This is a genomic window from Achromobacter sp. 2789STDY5608621 (assembly GCF_001299375.1).
Classification (GTDB): domain Bacteria; phylum Pseudomonadota; class Gammaproteobacteria; order Burkholderiales; family Burkholderiaceae_B; genus Achromobacter; species Achromobacter insuavis.
Genome location: NZ_CYTU01000027.1, coordinates 58325 through 83802, shown reverse-complemented (window position 1 = coordinate 83802; position 25478 = coordinate 58325). Strand labels below are relative to the sequence as shown.

Below are 25478 nucleotides of genomic sequence, written 5' to 3'. Positions count from 1 at the left end.
ACTTGTTAAGATGCCCGCAACGGCAGATTCTTGCCCTTGCCCACAGGAGCAGCGCCCCTTGACGCGGATCCTCACGACCTTGCTCTCCCGCCTCGGCCAGGCGCTGCTGCTCGCCTGCCTGGCCTGCTCCGCCGCGTTTGCCGCCCCGCCCACCCTGGCGCAATGCAACGGCATCAAGGATCTGGCCGTCGTCGCCCACCTGGATGACGACCTGCTGTTCATGAACCCGGACATCGCGTCCAACGTCGCCGCCGGCGGCTGCGTGCGGGTGATCTACCTGACCGCCAGCGATGCCGGCGAGGGCGACACCTACATGCTGGGCCGGGAGCGCGGCGTGCGCGCGGCCTATGCCTACATGGCGCGCCAGCCCGACCTGTGGAAGGAAAGCGCGGGCCATGCGGGGCAACGGCAGATCGCGCGTTTCACCCTGTCCGGCAACCCGCGCGTGCAGCTGTGGCACCTGCGCCTGAAAGACCCGTGGCTGGGCAAGGGCTGGGGCAGCCTCACGCCGCTGAGCCGCACCGAGTCGGAACCGGGACAGACGGTGGACACGTTGGGGCCGTATCCGGAGGTCTACTCGCGCGAACAGCTGATCGACACCCTGGCCGAGCTGATCCGCCAGTACCAGCCGACCACGGTGCGGCACCTGGACGACACCATCAGCGTGCCCTACACGCAGCTGTGCTGGCGCTGCGCCGGCCACGGGCACCCTGACCATATCGCCAGCGCGCGGCTGGTCCGCGCCGCCATGCTGCGCGCGCCCGGCAACTACGCCGAGATCGGCTACATCGACTACCCCAGCCAGGAACGCGCCAGCAACCTCGCCGATAACGAGATCGCCAGCAAATCGATGATCTTCCAGCACTATGCCTGGAACGACTACCACTATTGCGCCGGCCCCACCGGCTGCAAGGAGCCGGCCGGTCCCGCGGCCGCCTGGGTGCAACGCGCCTACTACGTCTCGCGCCAGGACATGCCGCCGCAGATCTATCCGGACGGACGCAACGGCCTGGTGGTGTTCGCCGCCGGCGAGACCAACGCCGCCGCCAACCGCTGGGACTCCGGCCAGCGCCGCTGGCAGAGCCTGGGCGGCCGCACCGGTGGCCCGCTGGTGACATTCGGCCACGCCGACGGCACCGCCGGCCTGATGGCGCGCGATCCGCTGGGCGGCGTGTGGGCCAACAAGCAGCGCCACGATGGCACCTGGCAGGGCTGGCAGGCCCTGGCCGGCGTGCGCGTCAGCCAGATTCCGGCCGTGGCGCCGCGCGGCGAAGCCGCCGCCGTGGCGCTCGGCTACGACGGCCTGCTGCACTGGATCGCGCCGACCGGCATCGACGGCAGCTGGGCCCCGTGGCAAAGCCTGCCGCCGCTGGACGGCGCCACCGGCGCGCCCGCGGTCGTGCGCGGCGATGACGGCCGCTACATCGTCTTCGCGTCGGCCGGCGGCGGCCAGCTGTTCTACACGCGCCAGTTGCCGGCGCGCAAGGGCCAGCGCCCCGAGTGGCACTCCTGGCGCCGCGTGCAGGCGCCCCAGGCCGCCGGCGGACTGGCCGCGATCCGCAACCACGAGCACCGCGTCGAACTCTATTTCCGCCAGCGCGCCAACAATCACCTGACGCGGCTGGAAGAAGCCGGCGACACCACCGACCTGGACATGGAATGGAGCGCGCCGACCGACCTGGGCGTGCCCTACATCGGCCGCCCCGCCATCGACGCCGATGCGCAGGGCAACGTGATCGTGGCGATCCTGGAACGCGCTGACGGACCGCTCTGGCTAGTGGAACACGGCAAGCCGGCCAGGCTCGACGCCGAGGCCGCCTCGCCGCCGGCCATCCACCTCATCGACGGCACCTTGTACGTCGTCGCGCGCATGGCGGGCGGGCCCCAGCGCTACCAGGTGCTGTCGCGCCGCGACGGCGTCTGGGCCGCCAGCCTGACCCTGGACGGCATGCCCGCCACCGGCGGCGGCCCGTTCGCGACCCTGGCCGCGCGGCCCGCCGACCTGCCCAAGCTGGGCGCCAACGACGCCCAGAACGCGGTCGTGGTGCGGCCCTCCGCCACCGAACCCGGCACCCTGACACAGGAAGCGATGCCCACGCAGGCCTCGCGCGCCGCCACACCGACCCGCACGCAATGAAGGGCGGATTGCCGGCACGGTAGTCCGCCCGGCGATGGGCGACCGGCGGGACACCCGGCCGCGCGGGCTGGCGGCCGGCTAACGCGGAATCCGCATATCGACATGCGAAAAACGTCCTTCTGGCGGCTGCCGTGACTGCTTAGGATCAGGGTTTTTCCTTCCCTGCCCTCATGCCCCACTCCCCCTCTGAGTCCGCCTCGACGGCGCCGGTGCGCGTTGCCGTCGACGTCGGCGGCACGTTCACCGATATCGTCCTCGAACAGGAACCGCGACGCTGGTCGGCCAAGCTGCTGACCACGCCCGACGCGCCCGAAACCGCCGTGCTGCAAGGCATCGAAGAGCTGCTCGGCCAGGCCGGCCTGGCGTGGCCGCGGGTCGACCTGCTGATCCTGGGCACCACGCTGGCCACCAACGCGCTGATCGAGCGCAAGGGCGCCCGCACCGCGCTGCTGACGACCGCGGGTTTCCGCGACCTGGTCGAGATCGGCCTGGAAGACCGCTTCGCGCAGTACGACATCTTCCTGGACAAGCCCGAACCGCTGGTGCCGAGGCCCTGGCGCTTCGGCGTCACCGAGCGCGTCGATGCGCACGGCCAGGTGCTGACGCCGCTGGACGAGGCCCAGGTGGTCGCGCTGGCCGGCGAACTGACCCGCGCCGGCATCGAGAGCGTGGCGGTGTGCCTGCTGCACAGCTATGCCCACCCCGGCCACGAGCGCCGCATCCGCGAGCTGCTCAAGGCGCACGCGCCGCAGCTGTGGGTGTCGCTGTCTTCCGACGTCTGCGCCGAGATCCGCGAATATCCGCGCCTGTCCACGGTCAGCGCCAACGCCTATGTGCAGCCGCAGGTGTCCGGCTACCTGCGCCGGCTGAACGACGCGGCGCGCCAGCGCGGGCTGCGCGACGAACCGTTCCTGATGACCTCGGGCGGCGCCATCGCCACCCTGCAGACCGGCATCGACGAACCGGTGCGGCTGGTGGAATCGGGCCCCGCGGGCGGCGCCATCCTGGCCCAGCACATCGCCGAACAGACGGGCGCGGCGCGCGCGCTGTCGTTCGACATGGGCGGCACCACCGCCAAGATCTGCTACATCGACGACTTCGAGCCACAGGTCAGCCGCAGCTTCGAATTCGGCCGCGTGCACCGCCACTTGAAAGGCTCGGGCCTGCCGATCCGCATCCCGGTGATCGAGATGGTGGAGATCGGCGCCGGCGGCGGCTCGATCGCGCGCGTCAACCACCTGGGCGTAGTGCAGGTCGGCCCGGACAGCGCCGGCTCCTCGCCCGGCCCCGCCGCCTACGGCAATGGCGGCGAGCTGCCCACCGTGACCGACGCCCACGCGCTGATCGGCACCGTCACGCCCGAGCGCTTCGCGGTCGGCAAGGTCAGCCTGCAACCCGAGCGCGCGCGCCAGGCCATCGAGACGCACCTGGCCGGCCAGGCCGGGCTGGAGGCGCCACAGGCCGCCCAGGCCATCATCGAAGTGGTCAGCGAGAACATGGCCAACGCCGCCCGCGTGCACGCCTCCGAGTTGGGCAAGGCGGCCGAGGAGCACACGCTGATCGCCTTCGGCGGCGCCGCGCCGCTGCATGCCGCCGGACTGGCGCGCAAGCTCGGCATCGGCCGCGTCATCATCCCGGAATCGGCGGGCGTCGGTTCGGCGGTCGGCTTCCTGTGGGCGCCGATCGCCTACCAGGCGGTGCGCAGCTTCCACCAGCGGCTGGCCGACATCGACCATGCCGCGGTGCAGCGCCTGCTGGACGAACTGACCGCGGGGGTCGACACGGTGGTGCGGCGCGCCGCGCCCGACGCGCCGCTGCATCACAAGCGCGTGGTGTTCATGCGCTACAGCGGCCAGGGCCACGAGATTGCCGTGGACTTGCCGGACGGCCCCTTCGACGCCGCCGCCAGCGCGCGGCTGGGCGCCGCCTTCGCCGAACGCTACGCCCAGCTGTATGGCCGCAGCCTGCCGCACGTGGCGCCCGAGGCCGTCAGCTGGTCGGTCGCCGCCCAGGCCGGCGAGCGCCGCGCGCGGCCCCAGGACCACATCGCCAGCGGCCCGGGCACCGCCGCGCGCCAGGCCGGCACGCGCCGGCTGTATGACTTCGAGCGCAACGACTGGATCGAGGTGCCGACCTACGAACGCCAGGCGCTCGACGCCGAGCAGACACTGAGCGGCCCCGCCCTGGTCGTGGAAGACGAGACCACCACTTTCGTGCCCGCGGGCTTCGAGGCACGGCGCAGCCGGCTCGGCTCGCTGGTGCTCGATGACATCAAGGCGGCCGCCGCGCGCGCCGCAAAGGACCCCGCATGAGCACCCCGCAACACACGCCCCAGCAACGCATCCGCTTCCAGCTGGCCTGGAACCGGCTGCTGTCGGTGGTCGAGGAACAGGCCCAGGTGCTGATCCGCTCGGCCTTCGGCACCGCCACGCGCGAGGCCGGCGATCTGTCGGCCGGCGTTTTCCTGCCCGACGGCCGCATGATCGCCCAGGCCGTCACCGGCACGCCCGGCCACGTCAACGCCATGGCCGAATCGGTCAAGCACTTCCTCAAGGTGTTTCCGCCGGAGACCCTGAAGGACGGCGACGTGCTGCTGACCAACGACCCATGGAAGGGCACCGGCCACCTGTTCGACATGACCATGGTCTCGCCGGTGTTCCACGACGGCGCGCTGGTGGCGCTGTTCGCCTCGACCCTGCACGTGATCGACATCGGCGGCATCGGCAGCAGCGCCGACGGCCTGGAGGTCTATCACGAAGGCCTGTTCCTGCCGATCCTGCGCTTCTTCCACCAGCACCAGGTGGACCCCGGCGTGCTGGCCATCATCCGCGCCAACGTGCGTGAGCCGGAGCAGGTCGAGGGCGACCTGTACGCGCTGGTGGCCTGCAACGACATCGGCGGCCGCCGCCTGAAGTCGCTGCTGACCGAGTTCCAGCTGGCCGACCTGGAATCGCTGGGCGGCTACGTCATCGAGCAGTCGGCGCAGGCCATGCGCCAGGCCATCGCCGAATGGCCGCAGGGCACCTGGCACAACACGCTGGTGATCGACGGCTACGACGCGCCGATCACGCTGCAGGCCAGCGTGACGGTGGGCGATGGCAAGATCCTGGTGGACTTCGACGGCACCTCGCCCAGCGTGGCGCGCGGCATCAACGTGGTCAAGGCCTATACCGACGCCTACACCTCGTTCGGCATCCGCTGCCTGATCGGCGCCGACGTGCCCAACAACGCCGGCTCGCTGTCGCTGGTGGAGGTGGCGGCGCCCGAAGGCTCGATCCTGAACGCCCGCTTCCCGGCCGCCGTGACGGCGCGCCACATCATCGGCCAGCTGCTGCCCGACGCCGTGTTCGGCGCGCTGCGCCAGGCGCGGCCCGACCAGGTGCCGGCCGAGGGCGCCTCGTCGCTGTGGAACCTGCACCTGGTCGGCGGCGAACCGCTGGCCGGCGCCACGCAGGAGGAACAACAGGCGCTGCTGGCCGGCCCGCGCTTCAACGCGGTCAGTTTTTCCACCGGCGGCACCGGCGCGCGCCCCGGCAAGGACGGGCTGTCCGTCACCTCGTATCCCAGCGGCGTGCGCAACGTGTCGCTGGAGATCCTGGAAAGCGCCAATCCGCTGGTGTTCGAACAGAAGGAATACCGCGCCGATTCCGGCGGGCCGGGCACGGTGCGCGGCGGCCTGGGCCAGACCATCGTGGTGCGCCACGCCGATCCGCACGCGGCCATGATCATCGCCGCCGCCTTCGATCGCGTGGTGCATCCGGCCCGCGGCGCGCTCGGCGGGCAAGCGGGCGCCGGCGGCGCGCTGGGGCTGGCCTCCGGCACGGGCCTGCGCGCGAAGGGCCGCCAGCTGGTGCCGGCCGGCGAACGCCTGGTGGTGCACACCCCGGGCGGCGGCGGACTGGGCGACCCGGCCCGCCGCGACGCCGCGCGCGTCGAGCGCGACGTGCGCTACGGCCTGGTCAGCGTGGAGCAGGCCGGCAGCGCCTACCAGCACGACGGCGCGCCCGCCTGACCGCTCCCTTTTCCTGGATCGCCCCGGGCGCGTCCCGGGGCCCATCTCATCCCCTGTTTTCGCGACGATCATGAAGCCAACCCGCCGTTCCTTTCTCAGCCTGACCCTTGCCGGCCTGCTGCTGGCCGCCAGCCCGTACACCCATGCGGAACCCACCCGCGGCGGCACGCTGACGCTGCTGCTGCCGTCCGAACCCACCGCGCTGGTCACCGTGGGCAACGTCGCCACGCCGATCCTGAGCGTCAGCGCCAAGGTCACCGAAGGCCTGCTCAAGTACGACTACGACCTGAACCCCGAGCCGCAGCTGGCCACCGCCTGGAACATCAGCCCCGACGGCACCGTGTACACCTTCACGCTGCGCCAGGGCGTCAAGTGGCACGACGGCAAGCCGTTCACGGCGGCGGACGTGGCCTTCTCCATCGAGCTGCTCAAGAAGATCCACCCGCGCGGCCGCAACACCTTCGCCAACGTCACCGCCATCGAGACGCCCGACGACCACACCGTGGTGCTGCGCCTGTCCAAGCCGGCGCCCTACCTGATCCGCGCCTTCGTCGCGACCGAAACGCCGATCATCCCCAAGCACATCTACGAAGGCACCGATCCGCTGACCAACCCGGCCACCTCGGCGCCGATCGGCACCGGCCCGTACAAGTTCAAGGAATGGGTGCGCGGCAGCCACATCGTCTACGAGCGCAACCCGGACTACTGGGACAAGCCCAAGCCCTACATCGACCGCCTGATCGTGCGCATCGTCGCCGACCCGGCGGCGGCCGCCATCGCCTTCGAGACCGGCACGGTCGACCTGGGCTACCGCACGCCCGTGCCGCTGGCCGACCTGGCGCGTCTCAAGGCCGTGCCGTCGCTGCGCTTCGAGACCAAGGGCAACAGCTACTCCTACAACGTCACGCGCCTGGAATTCAACCTGGACGATCCGCACTTCAAGAACGAGAAGGTGCGCCAGGCGGTGGCCCACGCCATCGACCGCAACGTCATCCTGAAGGTGGTGAACTACGGCGTCGGCCAGGTGGCGTATTCGCCCATCGCGCCGGGCCTGAAGACCTACAACGACCCGACGCCCACGCCCTACCCCTTCGACCTGAAGCGCGCCAACGCGCTGCTGGACGAGGCCGGCTATCCCAAGGGCGCCGACGGCGTGCGCTTTCGCGTGACGCTGGACTACAACCCGATCGGCGCCGACGGCCCGCGCCTGGCCGACTACCTGCGCACCACGCTGGCGCGCGTCGGCGTCGCGGTGACGGTGCGGGCGCAGGACGCCTCGGCCTTCATCAAGCGCGTCTACACCGACCGCGACTTCGCCTTCACCACCAACGGCGCCAGCAACCTGTTCGACCCCACCGTCGGCGTGCAGCGGCTGTACTGGTCGAAGAACTTCATCAAGGGCGTGCCGTTCTCCAACGGCACGCACTACCAGAACCCGAAGGTGGACCAGTTGCTGGAAGCCGCCGCGGTCGAGAACGATCCGGCCCGCCGCGTGCAGCTGTTCAAGGAGTTCCAGCAGATCGTGGCGCGCGAGGTGCCCGACCTGAACCTGTACCAGCCGGAGTTCATCACCATCGCCAACCAGCGCGTGCATGACCACTCGCTGACGGCCGACGGCGTCGAGTCCAACCTGGCCGACGTCTATCTGCAGCCATGACGGCGCATCGTTCCCTGCGGGTGCTGGGCCGCTCGCTGCTGCAGGCCATCCCCACCGTCATCGGCGTGGTGCTGCTGAGCTTCTTCCTGCTGCAGGCGGTGCCGGGCGACGCCGCCGACGTGATCGCGGCGGAGTCCGGCTCGGCCACCGAGGCCAGCGTGGCGGCGCTGCGCAGCCACTTCGGGCTGGACCAGCCGGTGCTGCAGCAGCTGGGCGCCTACCTGCGCGACCTGGCCACGCTCAACCTGGGCGTGTCGCCGCGCTACAACCTGCCGGTGTCCGAGCTGATCTTCAGCCGGCTGGGCAACACGGTGCTGCTGATGGGCAGCGCGCTGGCCTGTGCGCTGGCGGCCGGCATCGCGCTGGGCGCGGTCATGGCCAGCTTCGCCGGCCGCTGGCTCGACCGCGTGCTGTCGCTGGCGGCGCTGCTGCTGTATTCCACGCCCGGCTTCTGGCTCGGGCTGATGGCCATCATCCTGCTGTCGGTGAAGCTGGGCTGGCTGCCGCCCGGCGGCGTGTCCACCATCGGCTCGGGCGCCACCGGCTGGGCCTACGCGCTCGACGTGGCGCGCCACCTGGTGCTGCCGACGCTGGCGCTGACCGGCTTCTACGTCGCCATCTTCGCCCGCCTGACGCGCGCCTCGATGCTGGAGGTGAACCGCCAGGACTTCGTGCGCACCGCCCACGCCAAGGGCCTGACGCCGCGCGCCGTGGCGCTGCGCCACGTGCTGCGCAACGCGCTGATTCCCGTCACCACCGTGGCCGGCCTGAACGTCGGCACGCTGCTGGGCGGCGCGGTGGTGGTGGAGACCGTGTTCAGCTGGCCCGGCCTGGGCCGGCTGGCCTACGAGTCCGTGATGGCGCGCGACTACGTGGTGCTGCTGGGCATCCTGGTGCTGTCGTCACTGCTGGTGATCCTGGCCAACATCATCGTCGACCTGCTGCAGACCCTGCTCGACCCGCGCATCCGCGTGCGCTGACCCCTTCATTTCCCGATTCACGATGACCGTTCAATCCGCTTCCGCGCCGGCGCCGGCCGCCCCCCTGCCCCGGCTGCGCCGCGGCGCGCTGGGCCGCCTGCTGGCCAACCCGGCCGCCGTGGCCGGCGCGCTGCTGCTGCTCCTGATCCTGCTGGCCGCGCTCACCGCGCCGTGGGTGTTTCCGCACGACCCGCTCGACATGGTGGGGCCGCCCATCCTGTGGCCGGGGCAGGACCACGAATTCTGGCTGGGCACCGACACCATGGGCCGCGACGTGGCCGCCGGCCTGGCGCATGGCGCGCGGGTGTCGCTGACCGTGGGCGTCACCGCGGCGCTGCTGAGCCTGGTGATCGGCATCGCCATCGGCGCGGCGGCCGGCTACTTCGGCGGCTGGGTCGACGTGGTGTTGATGCGCGTGACCGAGCTGCTGCAGACCATTCCGGCCTTCTTGCTGGTGGTGGTCATCGTGGCGATCGCGCGGCCCTCGGTGACGGTGATCGCGCTGTCGATCGGCGTGGCCTCCTGGCCGGTGGTGGCGCGGCTGGTGCGGGCCGAATTCCGCACCCTGCGCGAATCCGAGTTCGTGCAGGCGGCCCGCAGCCTGGGCTTCAGCCACGCCCGCATCGCCCTGCTGGAGATCCTGCCCAATGCCCTGCCACCGGTGATCGTGACGACGTCGGTGCTGGTGGCCAACGCCATCCTGATGGAATCGGCGCTGTCGTTCATGAACATGGGCGATCCCAATGCGGTGTCGTGGGGCAGCATGATCGGCGACGCCCGCGAGATGCTGCGCACCGCCTGGTACCTGGCGGCGCTGCCGGGCGTGTCCATCATCCTGACGGTGCTGTCGCTGAACCTGCTGGGCGATGCCCTGAACGACGCCTTCAATCCGCGACTGTCGCGCTGAGGCCTCGTCGGCCCGGCGCGGCGGCGGCGCGTCGGCGGCGAAAGGGGCGGAAGAAACGGAAGTAGACAAACTTTTCTAGAACATTTATTCTAGATCGGCCTTTTGTCGACTTCCCCGCTTCATGACCGCCTCCCCTTCCGCCACCGCCAAGCCCACCAGCGCCGAACTCGACGTGTTGCAGGCGCTCTGGGAAACCGGCCCCGCCACCGTCAAGCAGGTCCACGCCGCGATGGCGGCCGGGCGCGACAGCCTGACCTACGCCAACGTGCTGCGGCTGATGCAGATCATGCACGGCAAGGGCCTGCTGACGCGCGACGAAAGCGAACGCTCGCACGTCTACGCCGCCGCCCAGAGCCAGAAGGCGACCCAGGGCGGCCTGATCAAGGACCTGATCGGCAAGGCCTTCGCCGGCTCCGGCAAGGCGCTGGTGCTGGCCGCCCTGCGCGAAGGCCATGTCAGCAGGAAGGACCGCGCGGAAATCGAAGCCCTGCTGCGCGACGACAAGCTGTGACCGACTTTCTGCTGGCCACGGCCTGGACCCTGGGCGGCAGCCTGCCGGCGCTGGCCTGGAAGATCCTGTGCCTGCACGCCGCCACGCTGGCGCTGCTGGCGCTGACGCGCCCCGACGATGCCCGGCTGCGCTACGCGCTGCTGGGCGCGGCGTTGTTCGCCGGCGTGGGCCTGGGCGTGACCGACGTGGCGCTCGCCTGGCGCGGCCTGCCGCCCCCGCTGCCCGCCGCGGCCGCGACGGAAGCGGCCGCCACGGTCTGGCCGCTGTGGCTGGCGCTGGCCTGGCTGGCCGGCTGCGCGCTGGCGGCGCTGCGGCTGCTGTTCGGACTGGCCTGGTTGCGCGGCGTGCTGCGCGCCAGCCAGCCCTGGCAAGATCCCGCCTGGCAGGCGCGCGTGGCGGACATGGCGCACCGCCTGCGGCTGTCGCGCACGGTCGGCCTGCGCGTGGCGCGCCACCTGTCCACGCCGGTCACCGCCGGCTGGCTCAAGCCGGTGATCCTGGTGCCGGCCTCGCTCGTCACCGGCATGCCGGCGGACCTGCTGGCCGCGCTGCTGGCGCATGAGCTGGCCCACGTGCGGCGCCACGATTACCTGGTCAACCTGCTGCAGCACGCGGCCGAGGTGCTGCTGTTCTTCCATCCGTCGATCTGGTGGCTGTCGCGCCGCCTGCGGATCGAGCGCGAGCGCATTGCCGACCAGATGGCCGCGGCCCTGATCGGCGGCCCCATGCCGCTGGCGCGCGCCCTGCACGCGCTGGAACGCGCCAACGATGCGCCGGCGCCGGTGGCGCCCGCCGCGCGCGACGGCGACCTGCTCGACCGCATCCGCCGCCTGGTGCGTCCCGACACGCTCGCCGCCCGCCGCGCGGTGGCCCTGCCCGTGCTGGCCATGTCGTGCGCGCTGGCCGGCTTCGGCGCCTGGTCGGCGCTGACGACGGGGCCGGCGCAGCCGCTGTCCGCGCAGCAGGCGCAACGCCTCATGGCGCGCCTGCCCGCGGTCCAGGCGCTGATCGCGGCCAGCGGCGCCTCCCACGTGCTGGTGCTGGACACCCGTTCGGGCGCGACGCTGCTCGGCCGCGCCGAGAACGACGCCGTGCCGATCGCCTCGCTGACCAAGCTGATGACCGCCATGGTGGTGCTGGACACCGCGCCGGACCTGTCGCGCGCCATCCGCATCGATGAGCGCGACGCGCGCGCCACCGCCGCGGGCGCCGCCTCGCCGCTGCCGGTGGGCGCCAGCGTGACGCTGGACACGTTGCTCAAGCTGGCGTTGATGGCCTCGGACAACCGCGCCGCCCACGCCCTGGCCCGCACCTATCCGGGCGGCGAGGCGGCCTTCGCCCAGGCCCTGCGGCGCAAGACCGCGGCGCTGCATCTGGAACACACCACGCTGGAAGAGCCGACCGGCCTGTCGTCCGCCAATCGCGCCAGCGCCGCCGACGTCGGCCGCATCGTCAGCGCGGCCGCCGCGTATCCGCAGATCGCGCGCGACACCACCACGCCCGCCGAGACGGTGGCCGCCGCCGGCGGCTCGCTGCGCTATCGCAACACCAATCCGCTGGTCGGCGCGCAGGGCTGGGACATCCGCCTGTCCAAGACCGGCGCCTCGACCGAGGCCGGACGCTGCCTGGCCATGCGCATCCACATCGACGACCGCGACCTGACGCTGGTCCTGCTCAACGGCCGCGCCGACCGCGCCTGAACGCACTTTCCGTTTTTCCCCACCACGCTTCATCGATCATGACCGTTCGACGTTTTTCGTGCGCCCTGGGCGCAGCCCTTTCCCTGTCCGCGCTGGCGGGCGCCCCCGCCCGCGCCGCGGTTTTGTGCACCGTGGTGGCCGACGCCGCCGACGGCCGCATCGTGTTCCAGCAAGGCACGCAGGCGGCCTGCGCCGAGCGCTACACGCCGGCCTCGACCTTCAAGCTGCCGATCGCGCTGATGGGCGTGGACGCGGGCATCCTGCAAGGCCCGCACGCGCCGGTCTGGAACTACCAGCCGGGCTACCCCGACTGGGGCGGCGACGCCTGGCGCCAGCCGACGGACCCGGCGCGCTGGATCAAGTATTCGGTGGTCTGGTATTCGCAGCTGACCGCCAGGGCGCTGGGGCAGGAGCGCTTCCAGCGCTACGCCTCGGCCTTCCAGTACGGCAACGAGGACGTCTCGGGCGAGCCCGGCAAGCACAACGGCCTGGATGGCGCGTGGATCAACTCGTCGCTGCGCATTTCGCCGCTGGAGCAACTGGCGTTCCTGCGCAAGCTGGTCAACCGGCAATTGCCGCTCAAGCCCGCGGCCTACGATCTGGCCGAGACGCTGTTCGACGTCGGCGAGGCCGGCGGCTGGCGCCTGTATGGCAAGACCGGCACCGGCTCGCCGGGCAGCAACGGCGTCTACACACCGGACAACGCCTACGGCTGGTTCGTCGGCTGGGCGCGCAAGGACGGCCGCCAGCTGGTGTTCGCCCGCCTGCTGCAGGACGAGAAGGCCACCAGGCCCAACGCCGGCCTGCGCGCCCGCGATGACCTGATGCGCGACTGGCCGGCCATGGCCGACGCGCCCCGCCAGTAGGCCGGCGCCGAGCATGAACGCCGCCCCCCGCGATGACGCCATCGACATGCTGCGCGGCCTGTCGATCCTGCTGGTGCTGCTGCATCATTTCAACATCGCCTATCCGCTGCGCGACACGGCGCTGGCCGGGCTGCCCGGCTGGCCGCTGCCGCTGGCGCTGGCGCGCAACGGCAATTACGGCGTGACGATCTTCTTCGTTATCTCGGGGTTTCTCATCACCCGCAACGCGCTGGAGCGCTGGGGCCGCCTGGACGCCATCCGGCCGGCGCCGTTCTGGCGGCTGCGCGTGGCGCGGCTGCTGCCGACGCTGGCATTGACGCTGGCGGCGGTGGACGCGCTGGCGCTCGCTGGCCTGCCGCTGTTCGGCAACCGGGCCGGCAGCGCGGTCTCGCTCTGGACCACCAATGCCGCCGCGCTCGGCGCCTGGATGAACGTGCTGGTCATCCGCGAAGGATGGATCAACTACGCGCTGGGCGTGATGTGGTCGCTGTCGGTGGAGATGGCCTTCTACCTGCTGTTTCCGCTGGCCTGCGCGCTGCTGCGGCGCGAGGCGCGGCTGGCGCCGCTGGCCGCCGCGCTCGTGATCGCCGGGCCGCTCTACCGGCTGGCCCACCAGGGAGACAGCGAGGCCTACCTGTATGGCTACCTGGCCTGCTTCGATGCCATCGCCATCGGCTGCGTCGCCGCGGCGCTGTCGCGCGGCCGCGCATGGCCGGCATCGCGCTGGCCCGGGATCCGCCCGCTCGTCGGCAGCGCCATGGCGCTGCTCTACCTGGCATGGCCGATCAGCCAGAGCAACGTCCTCGGCGCCAGCGCCATGGCGCTGGGCGCGGCCCTGCTGCTGCCGGGCCAGCCCGCGACGGGGCCGGCCGCGCCCGGCCTGGCGCGGCGCGCGCTGATGCGTTGCGGACGCGACTGCTACGAGATCTACCTGCTGCATCTGCTGGTGCTGGGCCTGCTGCGCACCTGGCTGCCCGCCGCGCAAGCATCGGGCGACGCCCGGCTCGGGCTGCTGCTGGCCTACTTCGGCGGCGCATGCCTGCTGGGCGCGCTGGTGTCGCGCCATTACTCCACGCCGCTGAACCGGCGCCTGCGGCAATGGCTCGGCGTCGCGCCGGCCGGCCCGCGCCAGCCGGCTGGCGACCTCAGCCCGCGGCGACCTCGATGACCTTGTAGATCACCATGCCGACCGCGACCACCAGATAGGTCCGCAGCACGCCCATCCACAGGCGGTTGGAGAACGACAGCGAGAGCGGCTTGAGACGGTGCAGCGGCGGCATGCGCCAGGTATCGCGGTCACCGCGGCGCAGCACGCTGGCCGCCTGGCTGCGGCCCGCGCCCCGCGCAACGAGCTGGGACGCGAACACCACGCCGGCGCCGATCACGCTGCCGCCGGCCAGCACCATCGTGATCGCGCGACCGGAGATGTCCGGCCACATCACGGCGGCGGTGAGGATGATGGACAGCATCACCAGCACCGACACGATCACGCCGGTGAACAGGTTGGTGAAGCGCGTGTTGACCCACGGCCCCAGCACTTCCTTGTCATTGCACAGCAGCAGCAGGAACACCGAGGCGCTCGGCAGCAGCACGCCGGCCAGGGTCTGCACCGCGTTGGTCAGCACCCCGAGCGGCACGCCCGGGATCAGCACCAGGGCCGCGGCGCCGGCGATCAGCAGGCCGTAGATGGCGTAGAAGGCCTTGGCGTCGGTCGGCTTGCGATGCAGCGAGTGCTTCAGGCTCAGCACGTCGGCCACCGCATAGGCCGTCGACAGCGACACGGCCGCCGCCCCGATCAGGCTGGCATCGAGCAAGGTCACCGCGAACAGAATGCCGGGCAGCCGGCCGTGATAGTTGGCGATGGCGGTGGCCACCGCGCCGGCATCCTCGAAGTTGCCGAACTCGGGACGGCCCGCGAAGGTGGCGGCGGCGACGGCGATGATCGCCACCGCGCCGATCACCACCAGCACGATGCCCAGCCACAGGTCGGCGCGCTCGTAGCGGATGAAGCGCGGCGTCACGCGCTTGTCGATGACGTAGCTCTGCTGGAAGAACAATTGCCACGGCGCCACCGTGGTGCCGACGATGCCGATGATGAGCAGCATCACGTCGCTGAGCTTGCCGTCCTTCGGCAGCCCGGGCACCAGGAAGTCGAAGCCGATCTGCGCCACGGGCGGATGCACCATCAGCAACAGCGGCACCAGCAACAGGCTGCCGAACACCAGCACCAGCGAGAACCGCTCGAACCGGCGGAAATCGCCGGTGCTGACCGCGATCATGATGAGGGCCGCGGCGCAGACCACGCCGAGCAGTTTCGGTATCCCCAGGAAATCCAGGGCCAGCGAGATGCCGATGAATTCCGTGACGATCGTCAACGCGTTCAACACGAACAGATCGATGGCGCTGAACGCGCCCCAGAACTTGCCGAACCGCTCCAGGATCAGGCGGGCATGGCCCACGCCCGTCACCGCGCCCAGGCGCAGCACCATCTCCTGGTTCACATACAGCACCGGCACCAGCAGCGCCAGCGTCCACAGCAGGGTGGTGCCGTAGTTCTGGCCCGCCTGCGCATAGGTGCTGAACGCGCCGGCGTCGTTGTCGCCCACCATGACGATGAGGCCAGGCCCCAGGATCGCCAGCAGGGTCCGGAACCGGTGCCACCAGTTCCTGCGTTTTTCAATATCGCCTTCCTTGATGGTGCCGAAGGCGCCTCGGATATCGCCAATATGCGCGTCGTCCAGGACGGCCGCGTCTTTCACTTTGTTCTGCATGAATCCAGTTCCTGATCATGTACTGCCAGTCATAGCCATTGCCTGGTCATGCGAACACGTTCATCCGCCACGCCGAAGGAAGACCCGTGGGCTCCTTTGCGTCGCGCAGGCGATCACGGGCCCGCCCCGGCCGCGCGGCGCGTCCATCGACGCCGGCGGACCGTGGAGGGATTCCACGCCCCGGATGACACCATGCCGAAAGTCTCCGCATGCCATGGCATCGAAATCGATAAGTCGCTACTGTCGGGGTCTGACATATCCCTCCTTCCTCTTGAGTTGGCGCGATTAAAAACCTTGGAGTGACTCTAAGGTCAAGGCCCGGCGCGCGCGGCATGACAGCTGTCGCCGCGCGGCCACAAGCCTTTGCCATAAAAGAAAAATCCACAATAATTCAATAATCGTTGTATTATCGAATCATGAATGAAGACCAAGCCATCTCCGCCCTCGGCGCCCTCGCCCATGCCCAACGCCTGCGCACCTTCCGCGCGCTGGTCGTGGCCGGCCTGCCCGGCCTCACCCCCAGCGTTCTCGCGGACCAGCTGGGCATCGCCCGCAATGCGCTGTCGTTCCACCTGAAGGAGCTGGCGCACGCCGGCCTGGTCACGGTCGAACAACAGGGCCGCAACCTGATCTACCGCGCCGACTACTCGCGCATGAACGGCCTGCTTGGCTATCTCACCGAACACTGCTGCCAGGGCGCCCCCTGCGACGTCACCGATCCCGACGCCTGCACCACCTGCTGACCAGGAGTTATCCCCATGTCATCCGTTCCCTTCAACGTGCTGTTTCTCTGCACCGGCAATTCCGCCCGCTCGATCCTGGCCGAAGGCCTGCTCAGGGGCCTGGGCGGGGAGCGCTTTCGCGCCTACTCCGCCGGCAGCGCGCCCAAGGGCGAGGTCCATCCGCTCGCGCTCGCCACGCTGCAGGCCTATGCATTGCCGACGGACGGCTACCGCAGCAAGCCCTGGGACGAATTCGCCGGGCCGGGCGCGCCGGCGATGGACTTCATCATCACCGTCTGCGACAACGCCGCCGGCGAAGCCTGCCCCGTCTGGCCGGGCCATCCGGCCACGGCGCACTGGGGCGTTCCCGACCCCGCGGCCGAAACCGGCGACGAGGCCCGCCGCCTGAAGGCCTTCCACGACGCCGCGCGCACGCTCAAGCGCCGCATCGAACTGTTCCTGTCCCTGCCGCTGGACAAGCTCGACGCCCTGTCGCTGCTGGCCGAGCTGCGCGGCATCGGCGCATCGCGGGAGTAAAGCCATGTCGCTCTCCAGACAGCAGGCGCCCGCCCAGCGGCCGCCCGCGGGGTTGAGTGTTTTCGAACGCTATCTCACGCTCTGGGTCGTGCTCTGCATCGTGCTGGGCATCACGCTGGGGCAGCTCATGCCGTCCCTGTTCCAGGCCATCGGCCGGCTCGAAGTCGCCCAGGTCAACCTGCCGGTGGGGTTGCTGATCTGGGTGATGATCATCCCGATGCTGCTCAAGGTCGACTTCGGCGCGATGGGCCAGGTCCGCCGCCACTGGCGCGGCATCGGCGTGACGCTGTTCATCAACTGGGCGGTCAAGCCGTTCTCGATGGCGCTGCTGGGCTGGCTGTTCATCCGCCAGGTGTTCGCGCCCTGGCTGCCGGCCGACCAGCTCGACAGCTACATCGCCGGCCTGATCCTGCTGGCCGCGGCGCCGTGCACCGCCATGGTGTTCGTGTGGAGCCGGCTGACCGGCGGCGACGCGACGTTCACGCTGTCGCAGGTCGCGCTCAACGACACCATCATGGTGTTCGCCTTCGCGCCCGTCGTCGGCCTGCTGCTGGGCCTGTCGGCCATCACCGTGCCGTGGGACACGCTGCTGGTGTCGGTCGGGCTGTACATCGTGATTCCGGTCATTCTCGCGCAGCTGTGGCGCCGCGCGCTGCAACGGCGCGGCCAGGCCGCCTTCGACGCGGCCCTGGCCCGGATCGCGCCGTTCTCCATGGCGGCGCTGCTGCTGACGCTGGTGCTGCTGTTCGCCTTCCAGGGCCGCGCCATCCTCGCCCAGCCGCTGGTGATCGCCATGCTGGCGGTGCCGATCCTGATCCAGGTGCTGTTCAATTCGGGCCTGGCGTACTGGCTCAACCGCCGCGTCGGCGAACGCCACGAGATCGCCGGTCCGTCGGCCTTGATCGGCGCGTCCAACTTCTTCGAGCTTGCCGTGGCGGCCGCGATCAGCCTGTTCGGCTTCCAGTCCGGCGCGGCGCTGGCCACGGTGGTGGGCGTGCTGATCGAGGTGCCGGTGATGCTGCTGGTGGTGCGCGTGGTCAACCAGAGCAAGGGCTGGTACGACGCCGGCCCGGGACGGCGCTGAGCCATGGCCGGCGCCGCGCTGCGCGTGGTCGGCGCGCTGGGCACGGCCCAGACCCTGGCCTGGGCCTCGTCGTATTACCTGCCGGCCATGCTGGCCGCGCCCATGGCGCGCGACCTCGGCATCCCGACGGCCGCCGTCTATGCGGCCTTCTCCGGCGCGATGACGGTCTCGGCGCTGACGGGCCCCGGGTCCGGCCGGCTGATCGACCGCCACGGCGGCGTGGTGCTGGCCGCGACCAGCGTGCTGTTCGCCTGCGGCCTGGCCCTGCTCGGCCTGGCGCAGGGCGTGTGGTCGATGACCGCGGCCTGGCTGGTGCTCGGCGTGGCCATGGGGGCCGGCCTGTACGAAGCGGCCTTCGCCAGCCTGGTGCGCCTGTATGGCCATGACGCGCGCGGCGCGATCACCGGCATCACCCTGATCGCCGGCTTCGCCAGCACCGTCGGCTGGCCCCTGTCGGCCTGGATGGACAGCCATCTCGGCTGGCGCGGCGCGTGCTTCGGCTGGGCCGCGCTGCACCTGCTGATCGGCCTGCCGCTGAATGCCTGGCTGCCCAAGGCCGCGGTCCGGCCCGCCGCCGCCCAGCGCGACGCGGCGCCGCCGGCGCAGGCCGCTACGTCGCCGCGCCAGGCGGGACGCGCCACCGCCTTGCTGGCCTTCGTCTTCGCCGCCACCTGGTTCATCAGCACCGCCATGGCCACGCACCTGCCGCGCCTGCTGGAGCACGCCGGCGTCGGCCTGACCGCGGCAGTGGCCGCGGGCGCGCTCATCGGCCCGGCCCAGGTCGCCGGCCGCCTGTTCGAATTCGGGCTGCTGCGCGGCGTGCATCCGCTGCGGTCGGCGCGCCTGGCGGCCCTGGCCCACCCCGCCGGCGTGGCGGTACTGCTGGCCGCCGGTCCGATCGCCGCGCCCGCGTTCACGCTGCTGCACGGCGCCGGCAACGGCATCCTGACCATCGCCAAGGGCACCCTGCCGCTGGCGCTGTTCGGCCCGCAAGGCTACGGCGCGCGCCAGGGCTGGCTGATGATGCCGGCGCGCATCGCGCAGGCGCTGGCGCCGTTCGCCTTCGGCCTGGCCCTAGACGCCTGGGGCGTGCGGGCGCTGTGGCTGTCCGGCGCGATCGGCGTGGCCGCCTGGGCGGCGCTGCTGGCGCTGCGGGCGCCGCGCCATCCCCACTGAGATTTCCATCCTGCATCACGAGGCATTGCATGCATTCCACGTCGCCCTCCGATCTTCCCAACCTCGACGCCGCGCTGTTCGAGGCGCCGGACCGGACGCGCCTGTTGTCGCCCGAACGCGCCGCGCATGCGCCGCGCTTCCTGCTGCTGTACGGCTCGTTGCGCGAGCGCTCGTACAGCCGCCTGACCGCCGAGGAGGCCGCGCGGCTGCTGCGCGCGCTGGGCGGCGAGACCCGGCTGTTCGACCCCGCCGGGCTGCCGCTGGTCGATGACGCCGGCAGCGAAGACCACCCCAAGGTGCGCGAGCTGCATGCGCTGGTCCAATGGGCCGAGGGCATGGTCTGGAGCTCGCCCGAGCGCCATGGCGCCATGACCGGCCTGATGAAAACGCAGATCGACTGGATTCCGCTGTCGGTCGGCGCCGTACGGCCGACCCAGGGCAAGACGCTCGCCGTCATGCAGGTCTCCGGCGGCTCGCAGTCCTTCAACGCGGTGAACCAGATGCGCATCCTGGGCCGCTGGATGCGCATGCTGACCATCCCCAACCAGTCGTCGGTGGCCAGGGCCTACCAGGAATTCGACGACGCCGGCCGCATGAAACCGTCGCCGTACTACGACCGCATCGTCGACGTGGTCGAGGAGCTGATGAAGTTCACCCTGCTCACGCGCGACGCCTCGCCCTATCTGACGGACCGCTACAGCGAGCGCAAGGAAAGCGCGCAGGCGTTGTCGGCGCGGATGAGGCAGGCGGCGATCTGACGCGCCGGGCCGATGCCGCCGTGGCGCGGCTGGCCGTGGGATCCGTCACGGCGGACCGCATAGAATGACGGCACCTTTCCAGCCGGCCGCCTCCTTCCATGCCGCACCCGCCCGAACCCTACCTGCCCCGCCGCATCGAACCGCTTGGCGCCTGGCGCCTGGCCGGCCATGCCATCAAGGCGTATGGCATCCACCACGCGCCGGCGCATCCGGCGCCGCTGCTCACGGAGGCGGTCGCCGCCGCCGCGCGGGCCGCGGTTGGCGCGACGCTGGCCGACCACGCGCAGGACGCGCGCAGCCATGGCCTCGGCTTCTGCATGGTGCACGTGGGCCAGGAAGCCGTCTGGCTGCTGGTGGACTGGTGGATCACCGGCGGCATCGTCTGCCAGCGCATGCTGTCGGCGCCCCTGGCCCGGCCCGATGTCTTCACCCCGGTCACCGCGCCGGCGCTGGCCTGCGTGTGGGAACTGGCGGTGACCGGCCATGAGCGCAATGCCTGGATCCGGCACATGCTGACGGCCCGCCCCGATGCGGCGGCGTATCTCGACGACGTCTTGCCAGCGGGACGCTATTGAACCGTCCCCGACCGAGATGAACGCGCCCCGCGTTCCCGCGGCCGCCGCCCAAATGTAATATTCACGCCAAGGCCGGGAATAATCCCGACCGTCAGTCGTCTTACGGCAACCCTGGACCCGTGAAAGGCTTGTTTCCCCATGACTGGCGGCTTTACCGACGATGATCTGCGCGAGGTGCTGCCGCGGCTGCGCCGCTTCGCGCTGTCGCTGACCCACGACGTGGCCAACGCCGACGACCTGGTGCAGTCGTGCATGGAGCGCGCGCTGTCGCGGGCCGGCGGCCGCCGCGCCGACGGCGACCTGCGCGCCTGGCTGTTCTCGATCCTGTACCGGTGCTTCCTGGACGGCCAGCGGCGCGGCAAGCGTTACGCCCGCATCCTCGACTTCTTCAGCGGCGCGCCCGAGCCGGTGGCGCCGTCCGCCGAGGACGTGGCCCTGGCCCGCGCCGCGCTGGGCGACCTGGCGCGCCTGTCGGCCGACCAGCAGAGCCTGTTGCTGCTGGTGTCGGTGGAGGGCCTGGGCTACCAGGAGGCCGCCGACGTGCTCGATATCCCCATCGGTACGGTAATGTCCCGGCTGTCGCGGGCGCGCAAGGCGCTGCGCGAGATCACGGAAGGCCATGTGGCCGCCAAGCCTGCCCTGCGATTGATGAAATGACCATGCCGACTCCCAGCGATCAAGAACTGCATGCCTACGCCGACGGCCAACTCGATGCCGAGCGCCGCCGCGAGGTCGAGCGCTATCTGGCCGACCACCCCGACGCCGCCCGCGAGGTCGACGCGATCCGCCAGCAGACCGACGGCCTGCGCCGCCAGCACGCCGACCTGGGCCGCTTCGCGCCGCCGCCGCGGCTCGACCCGACGCAGATCCGCCTGGCCCAGGCGGCGCGCCGGCGCCGCGCCATGGCGCTGGCGGCCTCGCTGGTGCTGACGCTGGGGCTGGGCAGCGTGGGTGGCTGGCAGATGCGCGACGCCGCCATCCGCGCCAGCTACCTGCCGATGGCCGACGCGGTGCAGGCCTACCGCATGTTCGCCTCGGACGCGGCGCCCTCGATGGTCGACTTCCGTTCCAGCCAGCCGGCCGAATTGCAGGCCTGGCTGAACCGGCACTTCGTGCAGCCGGCGCCGTTGCCCGACTTCAACGCCTTCGGCTTCCAGCCGGTGGGCGGACGCCTGATGTCCTCGGAGTACGGGCCGGCGGCGATGGTGCTATACCAGAACCCGGCGGGCGAGTCGGTGCTGTACTACGTGCGCCCGCCCGGCGGCGTGGTCAATTTCGGCGACGGCAAGCGGCGCGACGGCGACCTGACGGCGCAGTACTGGAAACAGGGGCGCTACTTCTACGGCGTGGTCAGCCCGAGCGATACGCCCGCCGCGCGCGCGGTGCAGCAGGCGGTGGCGCCGGACGCCTGAGCCAGCCGAACCAGGCCGGACCGCCGCAAAAGACCCACGCGCCAGCCGCCCCGAACCGGGCGGCTTTTTCTTTCATGTCCCGGGAATAAGCCCGAGGCCCGTTCGTCTTACGGCGGACAGGCAGACGCCGGCGACATCGCGCCGGACGCCCCAGGCCTGCATGCCTCTTATCGACCGAGAACCGAAGGATATCCCATGAAGATCAAGCATTCCCTCATCGCCGCCGCGCTCGCCCTGGCCGGCGCCGGCCTCGCCCACACCGCGTCGGCCGCCGAGGCCGCCCCCATCCGCAATGTCGTGCTAGTGCACGGCGCCTATGCCGACGGCTCGAGCTGGTCGGCCGTGATCGAGCGCCTGCAGAAGGCCGGCCTGCACGTGACGTCGGTGCAGAATCCGCTGACCTCGCTGGCCGACGATGCCGCCGCCACGCAACGCGCCCTGGCGCTGCAGGACGGCCCGACGATCCTGGTGGGTCACTCGTGGGCCGGCACCGTGATCAGCCAGGCGGGCAATGATCCCAAGGTGGCCGGGCTGGTGTACGTGGCGGCGCGCGCGCCCGACGCCGGCGAAGACTACGCCGCGCTGGCCGCCAGGTTCCCCACCCCGCCCGCCAGCGCCGGGCTGGTCAAGTCGGGCGGCTACGCGCAATTGAACGAACAGGCCTTCCTGCATGATTTCGCCGGCGACCTCGACCCGGTCCAGGCGCGCGTGCTGTACGCCGAACAGGGCCGCATCTCGGACACGTTGTTCGCCTCGCGCACCACCGAGGCCGCCTGGCGCCACAAACCGACGTGGTACGCGGTCTCGACCAACGACCGCACCACCTCGCCCGAGCTGGAACGCTTTTTGGCCAAGCGCATGAACGCCCACACCATCGAACTGGCGTCGGGCCACCTGTCGCTGCTGTCGCATCCCGACGAGATCACCGATCTGATCCTGCAGGCCGCCGGCCGCAAGGGCTGAACCGACAGGTCCGGCCGCCTTGCGCCGGACCGCCCCGCGGCGATCACGACGCCGAACGGGCCGCGTCAACGCGGCCCGAACACCTCGGCCAGCTTGGCGGCCTGCGGCATGCCGTTGTACTTCTTGATCGCCCCGGCGTCGTCGCGCACGACGATGCCGGGCGTGCCGCGAAAGCCCAGCGACACCATCAAGGCCTGGTTGTCGTCGAGCATCTTGCCGATGTTGTCGGGCACGCTCTTGGCCGGGGTGATGCCGCCGGCGTTGAACTTGTGCTCGTTCTCCAGCAGGGCCGCCGACGGATCGGCGGCGCCGAGGATGGCCGCGGCCTTGGCCGGGCTGTCCTGACGGATCACGCCCACCAGCACGTGGCGCAACTGCACCTTGCCGGAATCGACCCACGGCCGCGCCGCTTCCCAGAACTTGTGGCAATAGGGGCAGTTGGCGTCGCTGAAGGTGTAGATGATGCGCGGCGCATCCTTCTTGCCGTCGAGCACCCAGGTCGATTTCTCGAGCTGCGCCCAGGCCTGGTCGCCCATCGGCTTGCTGACCAGCGCTTCCAGCTTGGCTTCGTCGAGCGGCTTGCCTTCGGCGTCCAGGCGGGCGCCGACGATGGCGTTGCCGTCGCGGGTGACGTAGATCGCCACCGGCTGGTCGCCCGCCACGCCGGCGAACGCGCGCAGGTCGCCGCCGACCTTGAACTCTTCCACGACGCGCAGCCCGCGCGCCTCCAGCGCCTTGAGCACGGCGGGCCGGTCCGGGCCCTGGGCGTGGCTGCCGGTGGCCGCCAGCAAGGCGGCGACGGCAAAAAGGAAGCGGCTGGGCGCGTGCAATCGAATCATGGGTACTCCTGGTCTCTGCGGAAATGGGGCGACGGGCGTGGCCGCCGTCAGCGCCTGAGGGTTGCATGATACCCACAGCACTGTCATTTCATCGTACAGGGGCGCCAGGCCGCCCCACGGCGCGGACGGCGCTACGGCAGCAGGCCGGCCTGCTGCAGGCGCCAACGTGGAATCTCGTACTCGTACGACGCGGTGGCCAGCGTGTCGTACTGGCTGAACCAGGGGCCGACATAGCGCTCGATATCGGCCGGCAAGACCGCCAGCCAGCGCGCCAGGTCGTCGGGCGAACACAGCTCGATCACCGCGCCGCTGCCTAACGTGGCCTCGCCGACCAGCCCCTGCCCCGGCGCCAGGCAGGCGCGGCGGTAAAGCCGCCCCTTGTCCCACACGTCCGGCGGCACGTAGACCGGCCATTCACGCTCGCACGGGACCGACACGTAAAGCCCCAGCGACACCAGCTGGCGATTCTCGAACGAGTCGCGGTAACGCAGCAGTTCCACGCCCTGCTCGACGCCGTCGGCCAGCGCCCGCCACAGGCAACGCTTGCGCCGCTTCTTCCAGCCCGCGAACGCGGGCTGCGCGCGCAGGGTCTGCATGAACGCCTGCTCGATCGGCTCGAAATCTATCGGCATGCACGACTCCCATGGCTGCGCCGCTCCGCCCGGCGTCGGCCCAGATGCATCAGCGTCATGCCCGAAATGGCCAGGGCAGCGCCCAGGAACAGGCTCGGGCTGGTCGCCTCGCCCAGCCACAGGCTGGAGAACAGCACGCCGAACACCGGCACCAACGTGATGTAGCCGGAGGCCGCGCCGGCGCCCAGCACCTTGACGCCCTCGAAGTACCAGGCGTAGGCGATGGCCGTGGCGCCGAAGGCCAGGGCGGCCAGGCTGCCCCAGGCCTTGAGCGGCGCATTGCCGAGCGCCTGCCAGGCGGCGGGACCTTCGAAGCCGAGACTGGCCAGGAGCAGCATCAGCGCGCCGATCACGGTGGTGACCGTGGTGGTGGTCAGCGCGTCCATGCCCTTTAGCACCAGCCGGCCGATCAGTGTATAGGCGACCCAGCAGGCGACGCAGCCGAGCAGCAGCAGTTCACCGATGCCGAGCGTGCCCGGCAGGGCGGCGCTGGAGCCGCCGCTGATGGCGATGTAGGCGCCGATGGCCGACAGCACCATGCCGGCCAGGATGGCCGGGTTCAGGTGCTCGCGGAACAGGATGGCGGCCAGCAGCAGCGTGGCGCCGGGATTCAGCGTCACCACGATGGCGGCCTTGCCGGCTGGCACCAACTGCAGGCTCAACATAAAGAAGCTCGAATAGCCAAACACGCCGGCCATGGCGGCGGCGGTCAGGCCGAACCACTGGCGTCCGCTCAGTTTGCGCAGGTCGCGCAACGCCGATGCGCGATGCATCCATAGCAGCAGGACCACGCTGGCGAACAAAAACCGCAGGCTGGCCGCCGCCAGCGGCGCCATCGATTGGGCCACCACCTTGCCCCACGACCACGACGCGCCCCACAGCGCCGCCATGCCGACCAGCCGCAGGTGCGTGGCCATCAATGTGTTTTTCATGTGTGGTTCTTGAAGAAAACTAAATTGAAAATGAGCGGAGTGAATTCTAGACTGCCCCGACATCGCCCATGCAAGCTGGCATGCGGCCGTTGCCCCCTGGCACGTTCGATGGGGTGCGCATCCTCGATGCTTTCGCGCATCCTGGCCGGTTATTGCGCCACCCAGCTGCTGGGTAACGGCGCAACGCCGGCTGGGGGCTGCCGGCCCAGATGGACGCGCACGCCCGGAAACCGGCAATGGGAGCGAACATGGGCGCGGTCCTGCATGAGAGGAATCAGTCTAGAATTCACATGATTCAATCTCAATT

At 70.7% G+C, this 25478-nt stretch carries 23 protein-coding genes; 19 read left to right on the top strand and 4 right to left on the bottom strand.

The features are described 5' to 3' along the window. Positions 1-58 precede the first annotated feature (58 nt). The 10 genes from AOZ53_RS22155 (at position 59) to AOZ53_RS22110 (ending at position 13938) form a co-directional block, all read left to right on the top strand. Positions 59-2137: a DUF8189 domain-containing protein gene (locus AOZ53_RS22155; RefSeq protein ID WP_054489371.1), complete on the top strand. Its 2079-nt coding sequence runs from the start codon at positions 59-61 to the stop codon at positions 2135-2137. A 170-nt stretch (positions 2138-2307) separates the two neighbouring features. Continuing rightward, the gene (locus tag AOZ53_RS22150; protein ID WP_054489368.1) at positions 2308-4449 is read left to right on the top strand and encodes a hydantoinase/oxoprolinase family protein; all 2142 of its coding nucleotides are present in this window, start codon (positions 2308-2310) and stop codon (positions 4447-4449) included. Further along, positions 4446-6149 (top strand): hydantoinase B/oxoprolinase family protein, encoded by a 1704-nt coding sequence (locus AOZ53_RS22145; protein ID WP_054489366.1) that lies wholly within the window; start codon positions 4446-4448, stop codon positions 6147-6149. Before AOZ53_RS22150 ends, AOZ53_RS22145 begins: the two co-directional genes overlap by 4 nt. Positions 6150-6219: 70 nt before the next feature. Continuing rightward, the gene (locus AOZ53_RS22140; protein WP_054428797.1) at positions 6220-7806 is read left to right on the top strand and encodes an ABC transporter substrate-binding protein; all 1587 of its coding nucleotides are present in this window, start codon (positions 6220-6222) and stop codon (positions 7804-7806) included. Beyond that, entirely contained in the window at positions 7803-8786 is a 984-nt protein-coding gene (locus tag AOZ53_RS22135; protein WP_054489364.1) for an ABC transporter permease, read from the top strand. Before AOZ53_RS22140 ends, AOZ53_RS22135 begins: the two co-directional genes overlap by 4 nt. A 22-nt stretch (positions 8787-8808) precedes the next feature. Next, complete coding sequence (locus tag AOZ53_RS22130) at positions 8809-9693, top strand: ABC transporter permease (RefSeq protein ID WP_054428799.1); 885 nt, start codon at positions 8809-8811, stop codon at positions 9691-9693. 121 nt (positions 9694-9814) lie between these two features. After that, positions 9815-10204, top strand: a complete 390-nt coding sequence (locus AOZ53_RS22125; protein ID WP_054489362.1) for a BlaI/MecI/CopY family transcriptional regulator — start codon at positions 9815-9817, stop codon at positions 10202-10204. Beyond that, positions 10201-11904: a M56 family metallopeptidase gene (locus AOZ53_RS22120; protein ID WP_054489360.1), complete on the top strand. Its 1704-nt coding sequence runs from the start codon at positions 10201-10203 to the stop codon at positions 11902-11904. Before AOZ53_RS22125 ends, AOZ53_RS22120 begins: the two co-directional genes overlap by 4 nt. A 38-nt stretch (positions 11905-11942) precedes the next feature. Beyond that, positions 11943-12770: an OXA-364 family class D beta-lactamase gene (gene blaOXA / locus AOZ53_RS22115; protein ID WP_054476513.1), complete on the top strand. Its 828-nt coding sequence runs from the start codon at positions 11943-11945 to the stop codon at positions 12768-12770. 13 nt (positions 12771-12783) lie between these two features. Then, positions 12784-13938 (top strand): acyltransferase family protein, encoded by a 1155-nt coding sequence (locus tag AOZ53_RS22110; protein WP_082385735.1) that lies wholly within the window; start codon positions 12784-12786, stop codon positions 13936-13938. On the opposite strand, the gene AOZ53_RS22105 is transcribed toward AOZ53_RS22110, so the two are convergent. Beyond that, a complete protein-coding gene (locus AOZ53_RS22105) occupies positions 13916-15541 on the bottom strand; it encodes an NRAMP family divalent metal transporter (RefSeq protein ID WP_054428803.1) in 1626 nt (541 codons plus the stop codon). The genes AOZ53_RS22110 and AOZ53_RS22105 overlap by 23 nt on opposite strands. Positions 15542-15957: 416 nt before the next feature. On the opposite strand from AOZ53_RS22105, the gene AOZ53_RS22100 reads away from it, so the two are divergent. The 9 genes from AOZ53_RS22100 to AOZ53_RS22060 all read left to right on the top strand — a co-directional run bounded on the left by AOZ53_RS22100 (position 15958) and on the right by AOZ53_RS22060 (position 22768). Continuing rightward, positions 15958-16284: an ArsR/SmtB family transcription factor gene (locus AOZ53_RS22100; RefSeq protein WP_054489358.1), complete on the top strand. Its 327-nt coding sequence runs from the start codon at positions 15958-15960 to the stop codon at positions 16282-16284. Positions 16285-16299: 15 nt separating this feature from the next. Then, positions 16300-16800, top strand: a complete 501-nt coding sequence (locus AOZ53_RS22095) for an arsenate reductase ArsC (protein WP_054476369.1) — start codon at positions 16300-16302, stop codon at positions 16798-16800. A gap of 4 nt (positions 16801-16804) precedes the next feature. Next, positions 16805-17884: an ACR3 family arsenite efflux transporter gene (gene arsB, locus AOZ53_RS22090; RefSeq protein WP_054489354.1), complete on the top strand. Its 1080-nt coding sequence runs from the start codon at positions 16805-16807 to the stop codon at positions 17882-17884. A 3-nt stretch (positions 17885-17887) separates the two neighbouring features. Continuing rightward, positions 17888-19060, top strand: a complete 1173-nt coding sequence (locus AOZ53_RS22085; RefSeq protein WP_054489352.1) for an MFS transporter — start codon at positions 17888-17890, stop codon at positions 19058-19060. Positions 19061-19089: 29 nt separating this feature from the next. After that, positions 19090-19818: an arsenical resistance protein ArsH gene (gene arsH / locus AOZ53_RS22080; protein WP_054489350.1), complete on the top strand. Its 729-nt coding sequence runs from the start codon at positions 19090-19092 to the stop codon at positions 19816-19818. 98 nt (positions 19819-19916) lie between these two features. After that, positions 19917-20393, top strand: a complete 477-nt coding sequence (locus AOZ53_RS22075) for a hypothetical protein (RefSeq protein WP_054428809.1) — start codon at positions 19917-19919, stop codon at positions 20391-20393. Between the two features lie 138 nt (positions 20394-20531). Further along, entirely contained in the window at positions 20532-21050 is a 519-nt protein-coding gene (locus AOZ53_RS22070) for a sigma-70 family RNA polymerase sigma factor (RefSeq protein WP_054428810.1), read from the top strand. A gap of 2 nt (positions 21051-21052) precedes the next feature. Beyond that, the gene (locus AOZ53_RS22065) at positions 21053-21805 is read left to right on the top strand and encodes an anti-sigma factor family protein (RefSeq protein ID WP_231689726.1); all 753 of its coding nucleotides are present in this window, start codon (positions 21053-21055) and stop codon (positions 21803-21805) included. A 195-nt stretch (positions 21806-22000) separates the two neighbouring features. Beyond that, a complete protein-coding gene (locus tag AOZ53_RS22060) occupies positions 22001-22768 on the top strand; it encodes an alpha/beta fold hydrolase (RefSeq protein WP_054489348.1) in 768 nt (255 codons plus the stop codon). A 65-nt stretch (positions 22769-22833) separates the two neighbouring features. On the opposite strand, the gene dsbG is transcribed toward AOZ53_RS22060, so the two are convergent. The 3 genes from dsbG to AOZ53_RS22045 all read right to left on the bottom strand — a co-directional run bounded on the left by dsbG (position 22834) and on the right by AOZ53_RS22045 (position 25171). Beyond that, on the bottom strand, positions 22834-23607 hold the full coding sequence (gene dsbG / locus AOZ53_RS22055) for a thiol:disulfide interchange protein DsbG (RefSeq protein WP_054489347.1): 774 nt from the start codon (positions 23605-23607) through the stop codon (positions 22834-22836). Between the two features lie 131 nt (positions 23608-23738). Beyond that, positions 23739-24239, bottom strand: a complete 501-nt coding sequence (locus tag AOZ53_RS22050) for a hypothetical protein (protein WP_082385734.1) — start codon at positions 24237-24239, stop codon at positions 23739-23741. Further along, a complete protein-coding gene (locus AOZ53_RS22045; protein WP_054428814.1) occupies positions 24230-25171 on the bottom strand; it encodes a DMT family transporter in 942 nt (313 codons plus the stop codon). Before AOZ53_RS22045 ends, AOZ53_RS22050 begins: the two co-directional genes overlap by 10 nt. Positions 25172-25478 lie beyond the last annotated feature (307 nt).

Bases quoted from the DNA above. Each gene is read 5' to 3' on its own strand.
- AOZ53_RS22085 (WP_054489352.1), top strand. From the start codon at position 17,888: ATGGCCGGCGCCGCGCTGCGCGTGGTCGGCGCGCTGGGCACGGCCCAG.
- AOZ53_RS22145 (WP_054489366.1), top strand. From the start codon at position 4,446: ATGAGCACCCCGCAACACACGCCCCAGCAACGCATCCGCTTCCAGCTG.
- AOZ53_RS22140 (WP_054428797.1), top strand. From the start codon at position 6,220: ATGAAGCCAACCCGCCGTTCCTTTCTCAGCCTGACCCTTGCCGGCCTG.
- arsH (WP_054489350.1), top strand. From the start codon at position 19,090: ATGCATTCCACGTCGCCCTCCGATCTTCCCAACCTCGACGCCGCGCTG.
- dsbG (WP_054489347.1), bottom strand. From the start codon at position 23,607: ATGATTCGATTGCACGCGCCCAGCCGCTTCCTTTTTGCCGTCGCCGCC.
- AOZ53_RS22050 (WP_082385734.1), bottom strand. From the start codon at position 24,239: ATGCCGATAGATTTCGAGCCGATCGAGCAGGCGTTCATGCAGACCCTG.
- AOZ53_RS22095 (WP_054476369.1), top strand. From the start codon at position 16,300: ATGTCATCCGTTCCCTTCAACGTGCTGTTTCTCTGCACCGGCAATTCC.
- AOZ53_RS22100 (WP_054489358.1), top strand. From the start codon at position 15,958: ATGAATGAAGACCAAGCCATCTCCGCCCTCGGCGCCCTCGCCCATGCC.
- AOZ53_RS22060 (WP_054489348.1), top strand. From the start codon at position 22,001: ATGAAGATCAAGCATTCCCTCATCGCCGCCGCGCTCGCCCTGGCCGGC.
- AOZ53_RS22065 (WP_231689726.1), top strand. From the start codon at position 21,053: ATGCCGACTCCCAGCGATCAAGAACTGCATGCCTACGCCGACGGCCAA.
- blaOXA (WP_054476513.1), top strand. From the start codon at position 11,943: ATGACCGTTCGACGTTTTTCGTGCGCCCTGGGCGCAGCCCTTTCCCTG.
- AOZ53_RS22075 (WP_054428809.1), top strand. From the start codon at position 19,917: ATGCCGCACCCGCCCGAACCCTACCTGCCCCGCCGCATCGAACCGCTT.
- AOZ53_RS22070 (WP_054428810.1), top strand. From the start codon at position 20,532: ATGACTGGCGGCTTTACCGACGATGATCTGCGCGAGGTGCTGCCGCGG.
- AOZ53_RS22130 (WP_054428799.1), top strand. From the start codon at position 8,809: ATGACCGTTCAATCCGCTTCCGCGCCGGCGCCGGCCGCCCCCCTGCCC.
- AOZ53_RS22150 (WP_054489368.1), top strand. From the start codon at position 2,308: ATGCCCCACTCCCCCTCTGAGTCCGCCTCGACGGCGCCGGTGCGCGTT.
- AOZ53_RS22125 (WP_054489362.1), top strand. From the start codon at position 9,815: ATGACCGCCTCCCCTTCCGCCACCGCCAAGCCCACCAGCGCCGAACTC.
- AOZ53_RS22105 (WP_054428803.1), bottom strand. From the start codon at position 15,541: ATGCAGAACAAAGTGAAAGACGCGGCCGTCCTGGACGACGCGCATATT.
- AOZ53_RS22135 (WP_054489364.1), top strand. From the start codon at position 7,803: ATGACGGCGCATCGTTCCCTGCGGGTGCTGGGCCGCTCGCTGCTGCAG.
- AOZ53_RS22045 (WP_054428814.1), bottom strand. From the start codon at position 25,171: ATGAAAAACACATTGATGGCCACGCACCTGCGGCTGGTCGGCATGGCG.
- arsB (WP_054489354.1), top strand. From the start codon at position 16,805: ATGTCGCTCTCCAGACAGCAGGCGCCCGCCCAGCGGCCGCCCGCGGGG.
- AOZ53_RS22110 (WP_082385735.1), top strand. From the start codon at position 12,784: ATGAACGCCGCCCCCCGCGATGACGCCATCGACATGCTGCGCGGCCTG.